This window comes from Leptospira sp. GIMC2001, from assembly GCF_028462125.1.
Classification (GTDB): Bacteria; Spirochaetota; Leptospiria; order Leptospirales; family Leptospiraceae.
Window position 1 is genome coordinate 3794183 of sequence record NZ_CP115468.1, and the last position, 17380, is coordinate 3811562.

Consider the following 17380-nt stretch of genomic DNA (forward strand, 5'->3'; position numbering starts at 1 on the left):
AATTATTTTGTTTCGTTTCTTATCCAATCTAGATATTCTGAGTTTCCGTCAAGCATTGGGTAAGCAACAACACAAGGATTTTCATATGAATGAATATTTTTCACAACTTCATTCAATTCACCAAATAATACAACTTTTGTCTTTAAGATCACGACGCATTCATTATCACTCTCGATTTTCGATTTCCAATGATACATAGATTCCATGTCTTCAAAAATATTTGCGCAAGCCGCAAGTCTTTTCTCAACTAATGTTTTAGAAATCAAATCGGCTTCTTTGCGATCGGTTGTTGTGATATAAACCATACAAAATTCAAATTTCATATTTCACCTCGATAAATCCATTCAACTATAAATATCTAGTTCAATTTCAAATTAAAATATTTTGATTTACAATATTTTTTTTGAATCCAATTTGATTTAATTAACCATAAATAAATTTCCAGAATAGAAAGGAAAACTATGCCTGCCAAAAAAAAAGTAAAATCAGACAATAAGTATTTTATTAAGTATGAAGATAAATCGATTGGGCAGGAACACTTGATTCCGATTTTTCGTGAACTGCGAAAACTAATTCTTAAATACAAAAAAGGTTCTATTCAAATAAGACAGGATGGACCAGGAATCATCCATCTTATGAGTGAGAAATCTTGTTTTTATGGAGGAAAAAATCGAACCGAAATTTCGTTTACTTCAGCTTTAATTCAAAAAGGATATGTTGGTTTTTATTTCATGCCAGTATATGCTGAATCGGAAATAAAGAAATTATTTGGAAATAAACTTCTTAGCTGCTTGAAAGGAAAAAGTTGCTTTCATATAAAAGAATTGGATAAACAAATTTTCAAGGAAATTGATGAGGCATTGGCGAAAGGATATACTGTTTACAAGGAAAATGGATATATTGATTGAAGTCGAAAACGGCTTAAATGAAAAAAATATTAGTTCTAAATATTATAATATTACCAGGATAGCGATCAATATACAGAAAGCTACAACGGCTCCAATAATTAGTAAGCCGGCATTGCTGTTCAATGGCTCATTTGCGTTCAGATCCAATTCTTTTACTAATTTCTTTGGAGTAGCAACTCGAACAGGCCTTTCCTCAATCGACCTTATTACTGTATTCGAAGGTCCCTCAGCTAGAATGTGATAGGAATCATCACCATACACGATACTAATAAATTTACCGATTAAAGGTTTCAATTTACCTTCCGAGTCAACCAATTCTAAAGCTTGCGCAGTAGCCTTTTCTTGCGATGTCTGATAAGGTAAACGAAACAAAATTTCTTGGCCCTCCACAAGATCATCGAATTCAACTCCAGCAACAGGTGATAACATGGTTTCACATTCTAACATACGTGAATATCTTTTGGCTACATTGTCGATCAACCTTTCATATGGAGCCATTTCTTCACCATCAAGTTCCCCTTCAGGCAAACCTTCTTCGGAAGAATTGAATGCTTCATCTTCGATGGGTGGCTTGATCGGTGCTACAGTCCCAATCATAATATTTTTATAGCGAAACTTAACGCTGGACACTTTGTCCACTTCGGCAGCAATCTTTACTCGAGTAGCTTTTACTTTCTTTTGAACATTCTGCTCCATCATTAGAATCGAATTGGTTGTGTCTTTCTTTTCCCAGAATGGAAGAAAGGATCCAATCACATCGGTATTGTACATGGAATAAATTGCCTGACCAACTATCTCGGATAATGCGGTATCAATTCCTCCAGCATTGGTTACCTCAACAAAGTCCAGAGACAATTGTTGGTAATCTTCAAAGGTTCTGATCTTTCTTAATATGGGTGAATTGCCAATCAAAGAATACAATTCCAATATTTTCTTTTTATAAGTGGAGAAGAGTATCATAACGACACCTGATCTATTGTCAATATCCACTTTGGCTTTCATTACAAAAGCATCTTCGATTCGTCCATTTATCAGTTCTTTCGCTTGATCTTCTGATAGGACAGAGTCTAAGGCTAGATTGATCTGTTCTGCTTGAGATTTTAATTTGTTCTGCGAATTTTCTTGCTCTGCCATTTATTTGTAGACTCCCATCATTTCAGGTAGAGTCATATCAGTTGAAATCAATTGCTTATCTCCAAATGGAAGAGGTAATTGTGTTCCTTCTATCAATGGTACTTCCATCTTTGCCAAAGTTAAATTTGCTCTATTCGATGAGAATATAATAAAATTCTTTCTATCATAGCCACTTTGTGATAGTAGAATTTCTACCATTGTTATTCCCATTCCTGCCCCTTCCGTATTATCTCCATGAGCCATAAAAAACTCAAATAGATTATCATACTTCTTGGCGTTTTCAAATTTTTCTCGAACTCTTTCTTCTTCAACAGGAATGAGTGAAAAATTATTAGCTACATATAAAGCCATTTTATTCGGATCATGTGTAATCGTAATCTTAATGAAATAATTATTTTCCTTCATTTTACTTCGATAAGCAGGAAATTTGCGTTCATTCAGATAAGACTTAAATCTTTCCATTCCTTTGCGATAATCAATTTCTTCTTTGATATTCAATCCCATCTCATCAAAGATCATTCGTTTAATTGCAGCTTTAGTAGAGTTAGCAATTAATTCTTTCGCAGCAGTGTAGAATAGTTCAAGTAGATCGGATCTATTGTATTTTTCTAATATGCAGTCCAACAGATATTTTAGTTTAATTTCGCCAATATCGCCCAACACATAGGTGATCAGCGAAATTTTTTTGCCTAATTCCACACCTTTTCTAATGGCTTCTTTGTCTTGTGCAGAGATTTCAATCTTAGGTGCTGACAAAAATTTTTATAACCGTTTATCCAGAATTTCTAATACTTTGGAAATATTCGCATCGCATTCAACAATCTTATTGATGTATCTTGAATCTGTTTCAGGAATTTGAGAATTGTGGTATTGGACTTTAAATTCTGTGAATTTCAAACCATGTGCAGTTGAAATAACAACAACTTTATCTTTTTTACGAATGGTTCCCGCCTCAATCAACTTAAAAGTCGCTGCAAGTGCAACACCTGTATGAGGACAGTTGTACAATCCGTAACGATCAGCTCTATGTGCAGCATCCGATAATTCCGCTTCACTGGCAATTTCTACTACACCGTTGAATTTTTTGAGGATTTTAATTGCTTTCTTAACAGAAACAGGATCACCAATTTGAATTGCAGATGCTAAAGTCTTATTGGCAGTCACTGGCTTAAAATCTGAATAATCTCGCAAAAAAGCATCATACAGAGGACTTGCATTTTTTGCTTGAGCAAGACAAATTCTTGGCAATCGATCAATCAAGCCAAGATCAAACATCATTTCAAATCCTTTTCCAAGCGCCGAAACATTTCCAAGATTTCCTCCTGGAATTACAATCCAATCTGGAACCTCCCAACCCAATTGCTGAACTATTTCAATCGCAATTGTTTTCTGTCCTTCGATCCTGAGAGAATTCATCGAATTAGCCAAATAGATACCTTGTTTTTCTGTGACCTGCTTGACGATATTCATACATCCATCGAAATCCGTATCGAGAGCCAGAACTAGTGATCCATTCGAGACTGGTTGTATCAATTGTGCCGCAGAAACTTTATTAGCTGGTAAAAAAATTACAGATGGAATTCCAGCTTTGGCAGCATAAGAGGCTAGTGCTGCAGATGTATCACCCGTAGATGCACAAGCGACCGCTTTAATATCTTTGCCATCGGCTATCATCTGATTCACTTGGCTTACTAAGACAGTCATACCCAGATCTTTGAAACTTCCAGTATGCGAAACTCCACATTGCTTAACAAAGAGACCATCTAGGCCCAATTCTTTTGCAAATCTTCCAGTATCATAGAGGTGAGTGTTCCCTTCGCCAGAACTCACGATATTTTGCGTTTCAATTTCTGGAAGAACCCATTCTCTCTTCGACCAGATTCCAGAATTGAATGGAAATCTGTAAGAACCGATTCTCGCGTCAAATAATTCTTTCCAATCGGCTCCAGATCTACTCGACAATTTTTCCATGTCGTGCGAAACTTCTAAGAGCTCTCCATCTTTTTTGCAAGTATAGATTATTTCTCCCAAAGGATAGGTTGCACCACAACCTTCATGGGTACATCGGAATTCAGCAGTAAATTTTGAAGTTGCTACAGACATGCGGATTCTATTCTTTTATATTATAGAAGAAATTCCAAGCTTTTTTATGCTTTGAATTGTCGGGAAATACAAATTGAACCAAAAATCACAAGACAAGCTCAAACGGAGGATCTTATATTTTACTGGATTCATTTTTTTTGTTATCATCATTCGCATTTTTTTCTTTCAAATTTACGTTGTAAGCGGTAATTCAATGGCTCCAACATTGAGAAATGGAGACATAGTGTTCGTATCCAAGCTGGGATTTCCAGTCACATCAGAAATTTTCCCTTGGCATTTTGTTTATTCAAAACCTAGTCTCAATCGACTTGATATTGTGATTTTCGAGGATCAAGAAGGCGAAATCAGTCTCAAGAGATTGGTTGGTGAACCTCATGAATACTACGAACTCAATTTTGGAAAAGTTATGATCGAATCCACAATTCTTGAAGAAGATTATATTCCTGATGGTGCAGAAACCAACGAGCCATCGAATGAAATGGCTTATAAATATCCTGATAGTCCGTTCATAGAAATGAGTAAATCGGGAAGGATTCCACCGGGATATTATCTTTTGTTAGGTGATAATAGAGAATATAGTACAGACTCGAGAAGTTTTGGATTCGTTCCTCTCTCACGTCTCCGGGGAAAAGTTTTCGCTACAATAAAATAATGGAAGTTCAAAAAAGAAGACTGACTATCCTCATTGGAATCATACTTTCCCTATTCTTAATCTTGCTTGTGAGAGTTGCTTACTTAGCGTTTTTCAATGAAAAAATAAAACACTATCAAGTAAACAAGCATGTTCGTCGTGGTATGATAGTGGATCGAAGAGGAATAGAACTCGCACTGTCAACCGAAGCTTCAACTATCGGGATCAATCCTTCGAATGTTTATGATATCCCATTTACTGCAAAATATCTTTCCGAGCCTTTAGAAATTCCGACCAACAAACTGGAAGCAATCTTAAAAGAAAAGTCGAGCTACTTTTTATTGAAACGGGAAATTGACAAAGATTTAGGCAAAAAAATTGCAAACCTATCTTTGCCAGGTGTGCGAATTGAGAAAGAGTTTAAAAGAATCTACCCTCAAGGAGCACTTGCTTCGAATCTAATTGGATTTACAGGCTTAGATGATGACCGGGCTTTGTCAGGACTTGAAAAAGAGTTTAATCTAGAATTATTGACTACACCAAGTCCAGAAATAGAAAGAGGTAATGATATTCACCTAACTCTAGATAGCCTAATGCAATACAAACTAGAGAAGTCACTTGCTAAAGCGTTCAAACAAACTCAATCCAGTAAAGCAATCGGAATTTTTATGGATATATATTCTGGTCATATTCTCGCAATGGCAAGCTTTCCTAATTTTGATCCCAATCGATATTCGGATTTTCCTGCAACCAATCATACAAACTGGGCAATTCGTCATGTATATGAACCAGGATCAACTATGAAAATTTTCATTGCCCTGATGCTTATCAACGAAGGGGTTCTCTCTACCCAGGAAAGATTCTATTGCCCAGGATATGTTGAGTTTGGGAGTTCCATGATAAGATGCACTGATAAACATGGTTCAGTCAATCTAGAAGAGATATTACAATTTTCGTGCAATGTGGGTATTATAAAAGCATCTCAAAAAATTTCAGATAAACGATTCTATGAGTACTTAAAGAAGTTTAGATTCGGATCTAAGACCGGGTTTGCTATTCACGAAAATAAAGGATTCCTGCCAAACGTAAACGACTGGAGACAAGGTACGCCTTATTTCCTATCCATAGGACAGGGTCTCTCCGTCACTCCAATTCAACTCGTTGCTTCCGCTGCGGGTGTTGTAAATGGAGGATATTTTGTTGACCCTAAACCTGTCTCAAAAATCACAAACACCTATGGTGAGTTAGTTCATCAATTTGGAACTAGGTCAGAGAGCCTAAATATTAAAAAATCTTCAACAGATGTTATTCTGAAGGCAATGACAAAAGCAGTTAAATCAGGAACAGGCAAAAACGCCTACCTCCAAGATATTACGATCGCTGGAAAAACTGGTACTGGTCAGAAAGCAACAGCTGGAAAAGGTTACCAACCAGGCCTATGGTCTGCATCCTTTCTAGGATTCTTTCCTGCTGAAAAACCACAGATCGTAGGACTAGTTCTATTCGATGAACCTGCTGGTGATGTTTATTCTGGAGGTGGACTTGCTGCTCCCGTATTCAAGGATGTGGTTGAAGGAATACTGCCAATGCTCGACCAAAGAGATTCTGATAAAAGTTACCGACTCAAAAGAATCCAACCCAAAAAGTTTCTCATCAATCCTAATTATGCTCCAAATTTAATTGGCCTAACTTTAAGCGAAGCGATTGCTGCACTCAACAGCATTCAGGTTAGATTCACGGTTTCGGGTTCTGGATTTGTTAAAGAACAGACGCCAGCTCCAGGAACTATGATCAATGATAAATCCGTAATTAGGTTGATACTCGAAAAATGAAAGGCTTCTGGGAATCCAATTCCCGCTTTTTGAATGCTAGTTTAATTGAGAGATTGGAGGGCATTGGAAGTTCTTCGCATTCTGAATTTATATTAGAAAAAACAAAATCAGGGCATTGGAATCTATTTACGGATGACTGTTATTTTCATAGCAAGCATGATCCCGTAAGGGAAGCCAATCGCTTAGCAATCGAATTGCCATATGACAATACAGAAAGGATGTATCTTTTTCTCGGTGCCGGTCTAGGATATATCATACTTGAATCACTAAAGGATCGACCCCTCTGTGCTGGTGTTTGGATGGAGGCAAGTTCGTCGATATTAAAAGCAGCTCTTGAGACTTTAGATTTTTCCGAATACTTGTCCTCTGGACGTTTGAAAATACTACTTGCTCCGATTGCAGAAGATGATCTATATTCTGCTTTTAAAGGAAAGGCTACCGTTCCTGTTACATTCGTTCCACATAGGGCAAGCCTTCAATGGAACGAAACAGAATATTTACGGCTTCGCTATCTTGGTGAAAATTTCTTTCATAAAAAAGATGTGAATTTAGCAACCTTAGTTCGCTTCGAAAAAATTTGGACCAAAAATATAATTCAGAATTTGTCTGAGCTTGGGCGAATGCAGCCCATCTCGAGAATCTTTGGGCAAGCAAGCAATACTCCCGTATTGGTGGTCGGTGCAGGACCATCATTATCCAAGAGCATTGAATCAATTCAAAAATACCGAGAACATTATATAATCATTGCGGTCGATACGGCATTGAATGTTCTGCACGAAAATCATATAGAACCAGATCTAATTTATTCTGTAGATCCTCAGGCTCTCAATAGTTATTATCTGGAAGGATACGAGGGCAATGGATTCTTAGTTTTCGATCCGACTTCTACTTATCTGACCCCAAGACTTGCAGTTGGACCTCAAGAATGTTTTTTTACTTCATCGCCCTTTCCCCTTACGAAAATACTGGATCAATTATCCGAAGAAGAAATTGGAAATGTTCCCTTTGGCGGTTCTGTATCAACCAATGCATTTTCTCTTGCAAAGCTTCTCGGGGGATCTCCAGTATATTTGGTCGCACAAGATTTGAGTTTTACGAATGGATTGGCACATGCTAAGGGAGCCATTTTGGAAGAGCGATTGAACTGGAAAGAATCCAGGAGATTTAGAAGAGAACTTCACAATTTTCAGCAGTTGACAGCCCTTCCTAAACATTTTGAACCAGGCATTGATGGTTCCAAAATTCAGACCAATGAAAAATTAATAATCTTTAGGAACTGGTTCAATGAAAATGCAAAAGATGCGATCAACCTAACATCTCAAGGTTTACAAATTCCAAATCTGCGAAATTCGGATTTTGAATCAGAGTTTGAATATACCAAAGGTAAGGACTCCATAGCTTTAGATGAAATAAATTTAAGAAAGCAGAATGTAAAAAAAGCGAGAGATTCCATTCAATTGATATTCAAGCAATCCAAATCCTGGTGCAACACTGCAGAATTGAAATCTACACTAAAGAAAATGAATTTGGAATTGGGTCTTTTTTATCCTCTTTTAGAAAAAGGCTGCACGTTGAGCAGAGATATATATGCGGGGATTAAGTCTGGAGAAAAAAACCCGAAATTACTGAGTAAACAAATCGTTGAAATGGACAAAATTGATGAATTGGTTTCTGATAAAAAACATCTAAGTGATATCTTATCCTCTAGTATGCAAAGAGTCATTTTCTCAGTAACTGAGGGATTTGAATCAAACCTCAACTGGGAAGAAAAAGAGAATGCAAGACTTGGAATAGCCAAGAAATCAAAATTATTGTACGAAGGTCTATTGCAGACAGTTCGGGATTTGAAGAAGCAAATTGCAAAATCAATTTTGAGAATGGGGACTAACGAATCAATAGATTTAGTCGATCATTAAATTATGAAACATTTCCTAGCAATAATTCCTTATATTAAAACTCCTATAACTCGGAAAAAGATTTTTAGTATATTGAGTATTTTGAACATATCAGCGTATCTCATTCTAATAACAATTCATTGCAAATCAACGGAAACAAAAATTGAAACAGCTTCAGAAAAAGAAGTTCAAGTGTCGCAGGTTAAGAAAGAATTGATACAAGAATCTGATTCTGTAAATTATTATGAGCTTCCTGACACAACGTCGATAGAGAATCCAGAAGGTTTGCTAACTTTCTCCTTACCCGTGACCAATCAAATTCAGATTCAGCATTTTCGAAAACTGGTAACATCTGCCTCTGGAAAATACTCAATCCATCCTCCTTCCGGATGTTTACCTTCGTATAACTCAGCGCTGGTTTTTAAAAAAGGTTCTAACAAAGAAATTATTTTATTCTCGTACAATTGCGGTCTACTTTATATGTCTTATGAAAAGCTTTTTATTGATGTCTCTGAATCTCGCTCTAAAATTGAAGAGAGCTTTAGATCAATTCGTTCAGGAAAATAAAGGAACATTTTTACTTTTACAATGAATTCGATGAGCAGACCATATTCTTTCAAAAATTTAACAATTATTAAAGTTTTTTTATTTTTGCTCTTTCTAGGTATAACATCAGAAATACAGGCTCAATACCAAATTCGAATGCTATCCGAAAATGATAGCTACGGTGGCTTTTCTGATCGATATTACACCAATGGAGGACGAATTGAATTTCATATGGATGCAGAGAAATACAATCCGACACGATTTGCATTTGAGGGGTGGAATAATCTTTTTGTAACGACCTCTCCTGAAACAAAACATTTTATGGGAATTTCAGTGGGACAAGAATTCTACACTCCTTCGAATATTAAAAAATCCGAAGTTTCTTATGGAGACCGTCCTTACGCAAGTCGAGCGTATTTGGGTAGTTCACTTACAACCTGGTCAAGCAATGCAAGTGTAACATCCGAAATTGAAATTGGTTTACTTGGACCAGATGTTGGCGGTAAAAATGCACAAAAAAAGTTTCACAATTATATTGGATCACCAATTCCTCAAGGGTGGGATACTCAGATCGGTAATCAAACTTCGCTTGCACTGAAGACAGATATTCGTAAATTTTATCATCCATATTTTGGAATGAATTATCACTTCACCGTTGGGAATGTTCAAGCGGATGCATCTGTCAGCGTAATTTTTAGATGGGGAAATGTCGGTACTGAACCTGGACCTGGTTTCAATGCGCTTAGTCCAGGACCACCGGTTCTTCAAAATCCTGGAGTTGGCTATTGGTATTTCTACTTAAATCCAGGTGGAACATTTCAAGGTTACAATGGAACGATTCAGGGCAAAATGGGAGATGGAAGAGTTTACCGCAGTGATGCTGGGAATAATTTTCTAAATTCAGATTCAGCAATTTTTCAAACTAATGCAAGCAATGACATTATTGGAAATCTTATTGTAAATTCATTATATGAAGATAATGGCAACAACTCGATTGATCGCTATATTCTGTACCAGCTGTTTTTGGTCCGCGGCTCGGAAAATCCATACGGCGATGGTTTAAACTACATTCTATTCAATAATATTTTCAATTCATCAGAGGAAATTGAGGCTGGATTAAAAATTTATCTTTTCTCGAATATATTAGAAACTTGGCCTACATTGGATGAAAATGCTAGAATCGTGGCATTGTATTCTCTTTTTAGACCTGAAGGTCAGAAACTTCCTGTTCTCGCAAGATACCTTTCTTATGAAATCTTATCACAATACATTCTGGATCCTAACCAAAGATTACTATTTCTCACTGCTCTACAACAAGGGCTTGTTGAAACCGAAGGAAAAACTTATGTTGCAAATCTTCGTAGAGCTGTAGGATTCATTCGAGCTGGATTCGTTTTTGTTTCTGATGCAGGTTTGCTTCTCTCTCTCAATTATAATTATTCAACAGTAGATTTTGAACCTGCACCGGGCTTACCTGAAGGACATCAATGGTTAGGGTTTCAGCTAGGAAAAGTATTCTGAAATTTTATCAATTTCCTTTCTATCATGGAAGGTGAGAAAAAAATACTTCTGTGTTAGATGGAACCGAATTTCGACCAAAAGATTCGATGCTTACATCAACCTTTGCGTTCGCCTTCATTGTGTAGTCTTCTTCTTTCGTTGCGATGTATTTTCTCGTGATCTCTTCAATTTGCCCTGATTCATTTCTTAAGACGAGGATGAGTTGCGGAAAGCGAATCGGCTTCTTAGTTTTATTCTCAAATTTCAAATCATAAGAATATTTGTAAGTTCCAGCAACCCAAGTACCTGCACCAATTTTGATATCAGGCATAGTGAAGTTAGGATTGTGATATGGCGATATCGAATTCGAAAATTTCAATTCTCCTGTTCCGTCCCATCCAGACATGATGATTTCGAACGGGGTGGTTTTTCCTGGAAGAACATAGCTTGTAATTGTGAATCCGTATTTATCACTAAGAGAAGAATTACCAACTACCTCGGCATTGATTCTTATCTGACCTAATATCTGGTCGGTTGTATTCTCCAAAATTCCATAAATAAAATATGTTGAACCACGTGTAGCGATTGAGAATTCTTTGAAAGGCAAAGGTCCGGTAGTTTCAAAGCCGTCATTGAGTTCAGAAGATTCTGAATCTGATTCTGCATCTGTTGATAAGGAAGATACTTGAGAATCAGGATTTTCATCTAGGGCAGCATCAACTTCTTCTAAGAAAATTAAAAATTCCTCAATGGATGATTCGATTGCTACAACTAATTCTGAAAAAATTCCAGCATTTTCTTCAGAAACAATTTCCCGTTCCTGTGTATCAGAAATCGAATCCGTCGCAGTTGAAGAAGAATAATAAAAATACCCAGCAAGGGCAATTGCACTAACTATGAAAATGTTTTTGAAAGAGACTGTGGAGCTATCACCTTGATTAGGCTTATAAACTTGAAAGGAATTGTTGTAATTAGTTTCGGAATTCGGGTTGCTCTGCCCTACATCTTTGTATGGTTTTCTGAAATCTTTCATTGGTAATCCTTGCAAACAATAAGCATAAGTATGTCAATATTTACGCAATTGTCAATTTTTTTATTTAGAATGAATTGCCTGCAAAATTAAGTGATCGAAACTGGGTTCATTGTGAACGAACTTAAATTTCCCAAGAATTTTACATGGGGGACTGCGACATCCGCATATCAGATCGAAGGTGGATGGAATGTCGATGGTAAAGGATTATCTATCTGGGATGATTTTGTAAGAAGAAAAGGCAAAATTGACAATGGCGATAATGGTGATCTGGGTTGTAACCATTACAATTTATACTCTAAAGATATTGATCTAATGAGCGATTTGGGTTACCCAAACTATAGATTTTCGATTTCTTGGCCACGAGTTGTTCCAAATGGCGATGGATCTGTAAATCCTAAAGGATTAGAGTTCTATGATCGACTAGTTGATAAATTATTAACTAAAAAAATCAATCCATTTGTTACTTTGTATCATTGGGATTTACCTTCTAAGTTGCAAGAATCAGGCGGTTGGATGAATCGAGCAACTGCTGAGAGATTTGCGGATTATTCGGAAATCGTAATTAATAAATTGGGAGATCGTGTAAAGAATTGGATTACAATCAATGAACCATGGATTATTTATGTTACTGGTTATATTCTAGGAGTTCATCCGCCAGGTTTTATCCGACCTTATTCATCACTTAAAGTAGTACACAATCTTTTACTTGCTCATGGATTAGCTTTAGAAAGAATTCGAAGTAATTTTCCAAAATCTAAAGTTGGTATCACAAATGCATTATCTCCCGTTCAGTATTTCAAATGGAATTGCGGAGAGAAAACTGTTGCTCGAGCTCATGCCATTCAGAATTCGATGTGGATGGATCCAATTTTTAAAGGGCGTTATCCTTCAGTAATTGAAGAAGAAATCTATTCTCAGAACAGACGAAATATTCATCCTGGAGATCTACAAATTATTTCCAAACCAACTGATTTTCTGGGAGTTAATCATTACACTCGTTCCATTGTAAGGGCTGCACCAATCCCGCTTTTTAGATTTATACCGGTAAAACCTAAATATAAGGATGCCGAATTCACGAGTATGGACTGGGAAATTTATCCAAAAGGGATCAAGGATTTACTGGATTGGATTCGAAAAGAATATGGAAACCCTACAATATTCATTACTGAAAATGGAGTTGCGTTCAAAGAATCTCCAAGTAGCGATGGAATCGTTCATGATCACAATCGAATAGCTTATCTAAAAGAGTATTTAACAAATATTTACCACTCCATTCAAGAAGGTTCAGATGTCCGAGGATATTTTGTCTGGTCATTTATGGATAATTTTGAGTGGCAGGCAGGATATGAGAAAACATTCGGACTTGTTCATATCGATAGAGATGATCCCAACTTCAAACGAACTCCAAAAAAATCTGCAGATTGGTATTCTAATGTCATTCGAAAGAATGGGTTTCAATATATAGAATAAATTTTTTATGCGGTTTCGTAATTCAGAGTTGTCATAACTAGAAAATATTGGATCTCTTGTTTTAATGGAAATCTGGCTTCTCTCATCAACCTACCTTGCACTAGCTACTTTAACCTTACTTGAGATTGTTCTTGGTATTGATAATATCATTTTTATTTCAATTTTATCGAGTAAGCTTCCACCGAATAAACAAAGCTCAGCACGTAGAATTGGACTGCTGCTTGCTATGGGAACAAGAGTTCTTCTCCTCTTTTCATTGAGCTGGGTTATGACATTGCCTGAGCCGATTTTTGAGATTTTTTCTAAGAGTATTTCTGGAAGAGATATTATCCTTATCGTAGGTGGTATGTTTCTAATAGCGAAGGCCACACATGAAATTCATGTAAAAATGGAAGGAGAAGTAGAAAACCTGAACAACACAGTCAAGAAAAAAGTATCCTATTTATCTGTCCTAATTCAAATTGCGATCCTAGATATTGTTTTCTCTCTAGACTCTGTAATTACTGCTGTTGGTATGGCGGATCATATTGCAATTATGATCATTGCTGTTGTAATTAGTGTTATTGTTATGATGATATTTGCTGATAGCATTTCCAAATTCGTTGATCATCATCCAACGATTAAAATTCTAGCATTGAGCTTCTTAATCCTAATAGGATTCTCGTTAGTTGGCGAAGGCTGGGAGCTTCATATTCCAAAAGGATACATTTATTTCGCGATGACATTTTCTCTAATAGTTGAAATGATCAATATCCGCGTTGTCCGTAAAGCAAAACATAGCTAAACTTTTTTTGTCGCAGCAGCCTCTTACAAAAAAGGGCTGTTGCTTTTATTTTGATCCAATCAAACGAAAATAAATTATAAATTGACTGAGTTTCTCTGATTGTATCTACCCAATTTGCAAAGCCTCTTAAAACTTGCTCATTTATTGTTTGAATCTTTATATTTGAAAAACCATTTGTAGTAAGTATTTGATTGATTTCTCGATTCTCTAATACTGAACAAGTTGAAATTCCCGCAAAATAGAAAAGGAATCTATCTAGATATCCGATCCGCTCATCAGAATTTTTCGAAACTGTCGTAAATACCAGTTCTCCAGTAGAATTAAGCCATAACTTACAGGATTTTATAAAGTCGGGAATATTTTTAAAATGGTAAGCACTATCAATACAAACAATTGAATCATAAAAATGAATCGGAAATGAAGAATTTCCAGAAATTGTTTTTTCAAATTCAAAATTTAAATCGCCTAATTTTCGAATCTCGAATTCTTGCTTTGGAATTTTTAAAAAAGCCTCCTGAATATCCATGGCATCCAAACGGGCAATTCTGAGTTCTGATGTAAGTGTTATTATACTTCCACCTTTTCCACAAGCTAGATCTAATATTCTAATTTTATCTTTCTTTTTTAACAAACTAAAATGTTGTCTGACCATTTCTTCACATGAATTGTGGTAGCTAACATTAACCTGCGAATTCCAGTATCCTAAATTTTCCCATAGAAATGGGTAAACATCACCTAATAGACTTGAATTTAGCATAGCAGTTACCTTATAAATTATTTCTGAATGGAGAGAGTTTATAATTTGGTATCAATCTGTGATGTTGGAATTTTAAACGTTCCAAGGAATTTTGAATTTTAGAATTCTTGCAACTTCCATCGAAGATCGAACAGCGGATTCCAACAGAGGAATGCCTGGACTCGCCCATGATCCGACAAAAAAAAGATTTCTATCTTTCTCAAGATGCAGCTTGTTGAGTTGATCAATTGCAGATCTCGTATTTCTATTAACTACAGCACGTTGCATTTTTAACCTCCTTACAACGCATCCTGACTTCGGTTCAAATTTCGGATTCCATGTTTGAAAAAGATCGATGGAACCTTTTGATATTGAGGGTTCGACTGCATTCACCCAAACTGTAAACATGGATGTCTCTAAATTATTTTCAACTTGATAGTTAAGAGCTGACCAGTTCTTTTTATTTTTGGGTAAAAAACTCGAATCTGTATGAAGAATCAAATCCCCCTCATCATACAAAAATGAAGATAGAATTTCTTGCTCTTGCTTAAATTGTATTGGATTTAGAAAGTTAGTTTGATTAGCTTGAGTTGCAACGAAACAATAATCGAAACGATCTTCTCTTCCTGTATGGTCTTGAATTTTGATTTTAGAATCTTCTTTTGTAATACTAGTCACTTTTGTATTTGCATGATGTGCTACACCTTGTAACAAAGCCTTAACGAGTGAACTGGTTCCGTTTGTAAACCGCAGTGAATTTTCGCCCAATAGCAAACGTTCCGTTAGTTGAATCAATTTATGAGCTGGCCAATCTAAGATTATTTCTTCTTTGCATGTGCAAATTGTAACCAAAATCGGTAGCAGAAATCCTTTCCAGAAAATTGGATCAAGTTTTGAATTAATAAAAAGTTCTTTGATTGAAATCTCGGAATCTGGCATTGATTCATGATTGTTATACATTTTTGAATCAAAAATTTTATCGGATCCTCGAATGTATTTTCTTAACCAACGAATCCCTTTTATTATTTTCCAACCATCTGAATTCCAATACTTCCAATTAATGTAAGGTATACGATAACCAAGAACAGATATACTTCCACTTTTGAACCAAGGATTCTCATCTGGATAGAAATAGGTAAGCCCAGTTCTTACTTCAAAAGTTGGAACATTAAGATGTTTTGCAAGTGCAAGAACAGATTTCCAACTTGTCGGATTCATGATTCTCAGGGGAAGATCAACCCAACCAGACGAATCGATATCTTCCAAATTGAAAGAATGAGCATCCATTCCACCATTCAAAGAATCTTGTGCTTCATAAAGAACTACTTCGAATCCATTGGATTTGCAAATATATCCTATGGAGAGTCCAGCCATTCCGCTACCTATGATTGCGATTCTTTTCATAATTTATAATATGATTAGTTTGATAGATTAAAGATTCAGAGTAAACTTTAATTCGAAAATTGTATTTACTCAAAATGCAACTGAGTTGCAAAAAGACTTGTCGAAAATTCGCAACTTTTTATCCTTGAAATTATAGTATATCTATCAAGAGGTCTTCAATGTCCAAAAAAGTTTCCAAGCTTCCCGTTACAGTTCTCTCTGGATTCTTAGGAGCTGGTAAAACAACTCTACTCAATCATATTCTAAACAATCGTGAAGGCAAAAAAGTTGCAGTAATTGTAAATGACATGAGCGAAGTGAATATCGATTCCGCACTTGTGCAAAAAGGTGGTGCCGCTTTATCCAGAACGGAAGAAAAACTGGTTGAGATGTCAAATGGATGCATATGTTGTACTTTACGTGAAGATCTACTATTGGAAGTGAAGGATCTAGCTAAACAAGGTAGATTTGATTATCTACTGATTGAATCGACGGGAATATCGGAACCTCTTCCGATCGCAGAAACATTTACTTTCGAAGATGAGAATGGTGAGAGTCTATCGCAATTTGCAAGTTTGGATACAATGGTTACAGTTGTTGATGCAAAAAATTTCCTAAAAGATTATAAATCTCTAGAACTTCTGAGCGATCGTAAAATGGCTGCGGGCGAAGACGACGAAAGATCAATCGTTGATCTTCTTGTTGATCAGATAGAATTTTGTGATACAATACTTGTAAACAAAACTGATTTAATTTCAGATTCGGAAAAAAATGATCTAACAGGAATTATACAAAGTCTCAATCCAGATGCTGAAATTATTTTTACAGACCACAGCAAAGTTAGCCTGGACAAGGTTTTAAACACAGGAAAATTCAATTTCGAAAAGGCATCTCAATCTCCGGGCTGGCTAAAAGAACTAAGAGGCGAGCATACTCCAGAAACAGAAGAATATGGGATTTCGAGTTTTGTTTTTCGATCCAGACGACCATTTCATCCACTTAGATTCTATGATTGGCTAGTTCTAGAAAAGCCTTGGATGGTTCGAGCGAAGGGATTTTTCTGGGTTGCGACAATGTTTGATCACGCTTTCATGCTATCACAAGCAGGGCAATTGTGTAACTATGATGCTGTGGGCTATTGGTGGGCAGCTGTTCCAAAAAAAGATTGGAATCAGGATCTAGAAGGAATCGAATCGATTAAGGAATCATGGGAAGAACCTTACGGAGATCGAAGACAAGAATTAGTTATCATTGGAAAAAAAATGAATCAAGAAAGAATTATTGAGACTTTAGAGGAGTGCTTGCTCACAGACGAAGAACTTACTCAAGGTCCCGAAGTATGGAGTCTATATGATGATCCTTTTTCACAACAAATTGAAATGACAGAAATGTCTGCTTGATCAGATAACATCGGTTGTTGTTCAT

Annotated in this window: 16 protein-coding genes; 9 read left to right on the forward strand and 7 right to left on the reverse strand. The window is 36.1% G+C overall.

The genetic code is table 11. The features are described from left to right. Positions 1 to 2 precede the first annotated feature (2 nt). Positions 3 to 323, reverse strand: coding sequence for a divalent-cation tolerance protein CutA (gene cutA, locus O4O04_RS18800; RefSeq protein ID WP_272533406.1), 321 nt, complete (start codon positions 321 to 323; stop codon positions 3 to 5). Positions 324 to 461: 138 nt separating this feature from the next. Here cutA and O4O04_RS18805 point away from each other — a divergent pair, with 138 nt between their 5' ends. Next, positions 462 to 908 (forward strand): DUF1801 domain-containing protein, encoded by a 447-nt coding sequence (locus O4O04_RS18805; protein WP_272533407.1) that lies wholly within the window; start codon positions 462 to 464, stop codon positions 906 to 908. 42 nt (positions 909 to 950) lie between these two features. On the opposite strand, the gene O4O04_RS18810 is transcribed toward O4O04_RS18805, so the two are convergent. The 3 genes from O4O04_RS18810 to thrC are packed head-to-tail and all read right to left on the reverse strand — an operon-like array spanning position 951 to position 4145. Beyond that, positions 951 to 2042 (reverse strand): hypothetical protein, encoded by a 1092-nt coding sequence (locus O4O04_RS18810; protein WP_272533408.1) that lies wholly within the window; start codon positions 2040 to 2042, stop codon positions 951 to 953. After that, a complete protein-coding gene (locus O4O04_RS18815) occupies positions 2043 to 2798 on the reverse strand; it encodes a hypothetical protein (protein ID WP_272533409.1) in 756 nt (251 codons plus the stop codon). 6 nt (positions 2799 to 2804) lie between these two features. After that, positions 2805 to 4145 (reverse strand): threonine synthase, encoded by a 1341-nt coding sequence (gene thrC, locus O4O04_RS18820; RefSeq protein WP_272533411.1) that lies wholly within the window; start codon positions 4143 to 4145, stop codon positions 2805 to 2807. A 73-nt stretch (positions 4146 to 4218) separates the two neighbouring features. Here thrC and lepB point away from each other — a divergent pair, with 73 nt between their 5' ends. The 5 genes from lepB to O4O04_RS18845 all read left to right on the forward strand — a co-directional run bounded on the left by lepB (position 4219) and on the right by O4O04_RS18845 (position 10570). Then, complete coding sequence (gene lepB / locus O4O04_RS18825; RefSeq protein WP_272533413.1) at positions 4219 to 4797, forward strand: signal peptidase I; 579 nt, start codon at positions 4219 to 4221, stop codon at positions 4795 to 4797. Continuing rightward, positions 4797 to 6608 (forward strand): penicillin-binding protein, encoded by a 1812-nt coding sequence (locus O4O04_RS18830; RefSeq protein WP_272533415.1) that lies wholly within the window; start codon positions 4797 to 4799, stop codon positions 6606 to 6608. The genes lepB and O4O04_RS18830 overlap by 1 nt, the downstream gene beginning before the upstream one ends. Further along, positions 6605 to 8524, forward strand: a complete 1920-nt coding sequence (locus O4O04_RS18835; RefSeq protein ID WP_272533417.1) for a motility associated factor glycosyltransferase family protein — start codon at positions 6605 to 6607, stop codon at positions 8522 to 8524. Before O4O04_RS18830 ends, O4O04_RS18835 begins: the two co-directional genes overlap by 4 nt. Before the next feature lie 81 nt (positions 8525 to 8605). Beyond that, positions 8606 to 9070 carry a hypothetical protein gene (locus O4O04_RS18840; RefSeq protein WP_272533418.1) on the forward strand — a complete coding sequence of 155 codons (465 nt, stop codon included), beginning with the start codon at positions 8606 to 8608 and terminating at the stop codon, positions 9068 to 9070. A gap of 30 nt (positions 9071 to 9100) precedes the next feature. Continuing rightward, the gene (locus O4O04_RS18845; RefSeq protein ID WP_272533419.1) at positions 9101 to 10570 is read left to right on the forward strand and encodes a lipid A deacylase LpxR family protein; all 1470 of its coding nucleotides are present in this window, start codon (positions 9101 to 9103) and stop codon (positions 10568 to 10570) included. A gap of 22 nt (positions 10571 to 10592) precedes the next feature. Here the strand turns inward: O4O04_RS18845 and O4O04_RS18850 are convergent, their stop codons facing one another. After that, positions 10593 to 11582: a hypothetical protein gene (locus O4O04_RS18850; protein ID WP_272533420.1), complete on the reverse strand. Its 990-nt coding sequence runs from the start codon at positions 11580 to 11582 to the stop codon at positions 10593 to 10595. A 111-nt stretch (positions 11583 to 11693) separates the two neighbouring features. On the opposite strand from O4O04_RS18850, the gene O4O04_RS18855 reads away from it, so the two are divergent. Continuing rightward, the gene (locus O4O04_RS18855) at positions 11694 to 13052 is read left to right on the forward strand and encodes a GH1 family beta-glucosidase (protein WP_272533421.1); all 1359 of its coding nucleotides are present in this window, start codon (positions 11694 to 11696) and stop codon (positions 13050 to 13052) included. Between the two features lie 64 nt (positions 13053 to 13116). Further along, positions 13117 to 13836: a TerC family protein gene (locus O4O04_RS18860; RefSeq protein WP_272533423.1), complete on the forward strand. Its 720-nt coding sequence runs from the start codon at positions 13117 to 13119 to the stop codon at positions 13834 to 13836. On the opposite strand, the gene O4O04_RS18865 is transcribed toward O4O04_RS18860, so the two are convergent. Both O4O04_RS18865 and O4O04_RS18870 read right to left on the reverse strand, forming a co-directional pair. Then, positions 13799 to 14593 carry a class I SAM-dependent methyltransferase gene (locus O4O04_RS18865; protein ID WP_272533425.1) on the reverse strand — a complete coding sequence of 265 codons (795 nt, stop codon included), beginning with the start codon at positions 14591 to 14593 and terminating at the stop codon, positions 13799 to 13801. The two genes, O4O04_RS18860 and O4O04_RS18865, sit on opposite strands and share 38 nt — an antisense overlap. A gap of 72 nt (positions 14594 to 14665) precedes the next feature. Beyond that, positions 14666 to 15976 (reverse strand): FAD-dependent oxidoreductase, encoded by a 1311-nt coding sequence (locus tag O4O04_RS18870; protein WP_272533427.1) that lies wholly within the window; start codon positions 15974 to 15976, stop codon positions 14666 to 14668. A 158-nt stretch (positions 15977 to 16134) separates the two neighbouring features. Here O4O04_RS18870 and zigA point away from each other — a divergent pair, with 158 nt between their 5' ends. Further along, positions 16135 to 17355, forward strand: coding sequence for a zinc metallochaperone GTPase ZigA (gene zigA, locus O4O04_RS18875; RefSeq protein ID WP_272533428.1), 1221 nt, complete (start codon positions 16135 to 16137; stop codon positions 17353 to 17355). Positions 17356 to 17380: the final 25 nt, after the last annotated feature.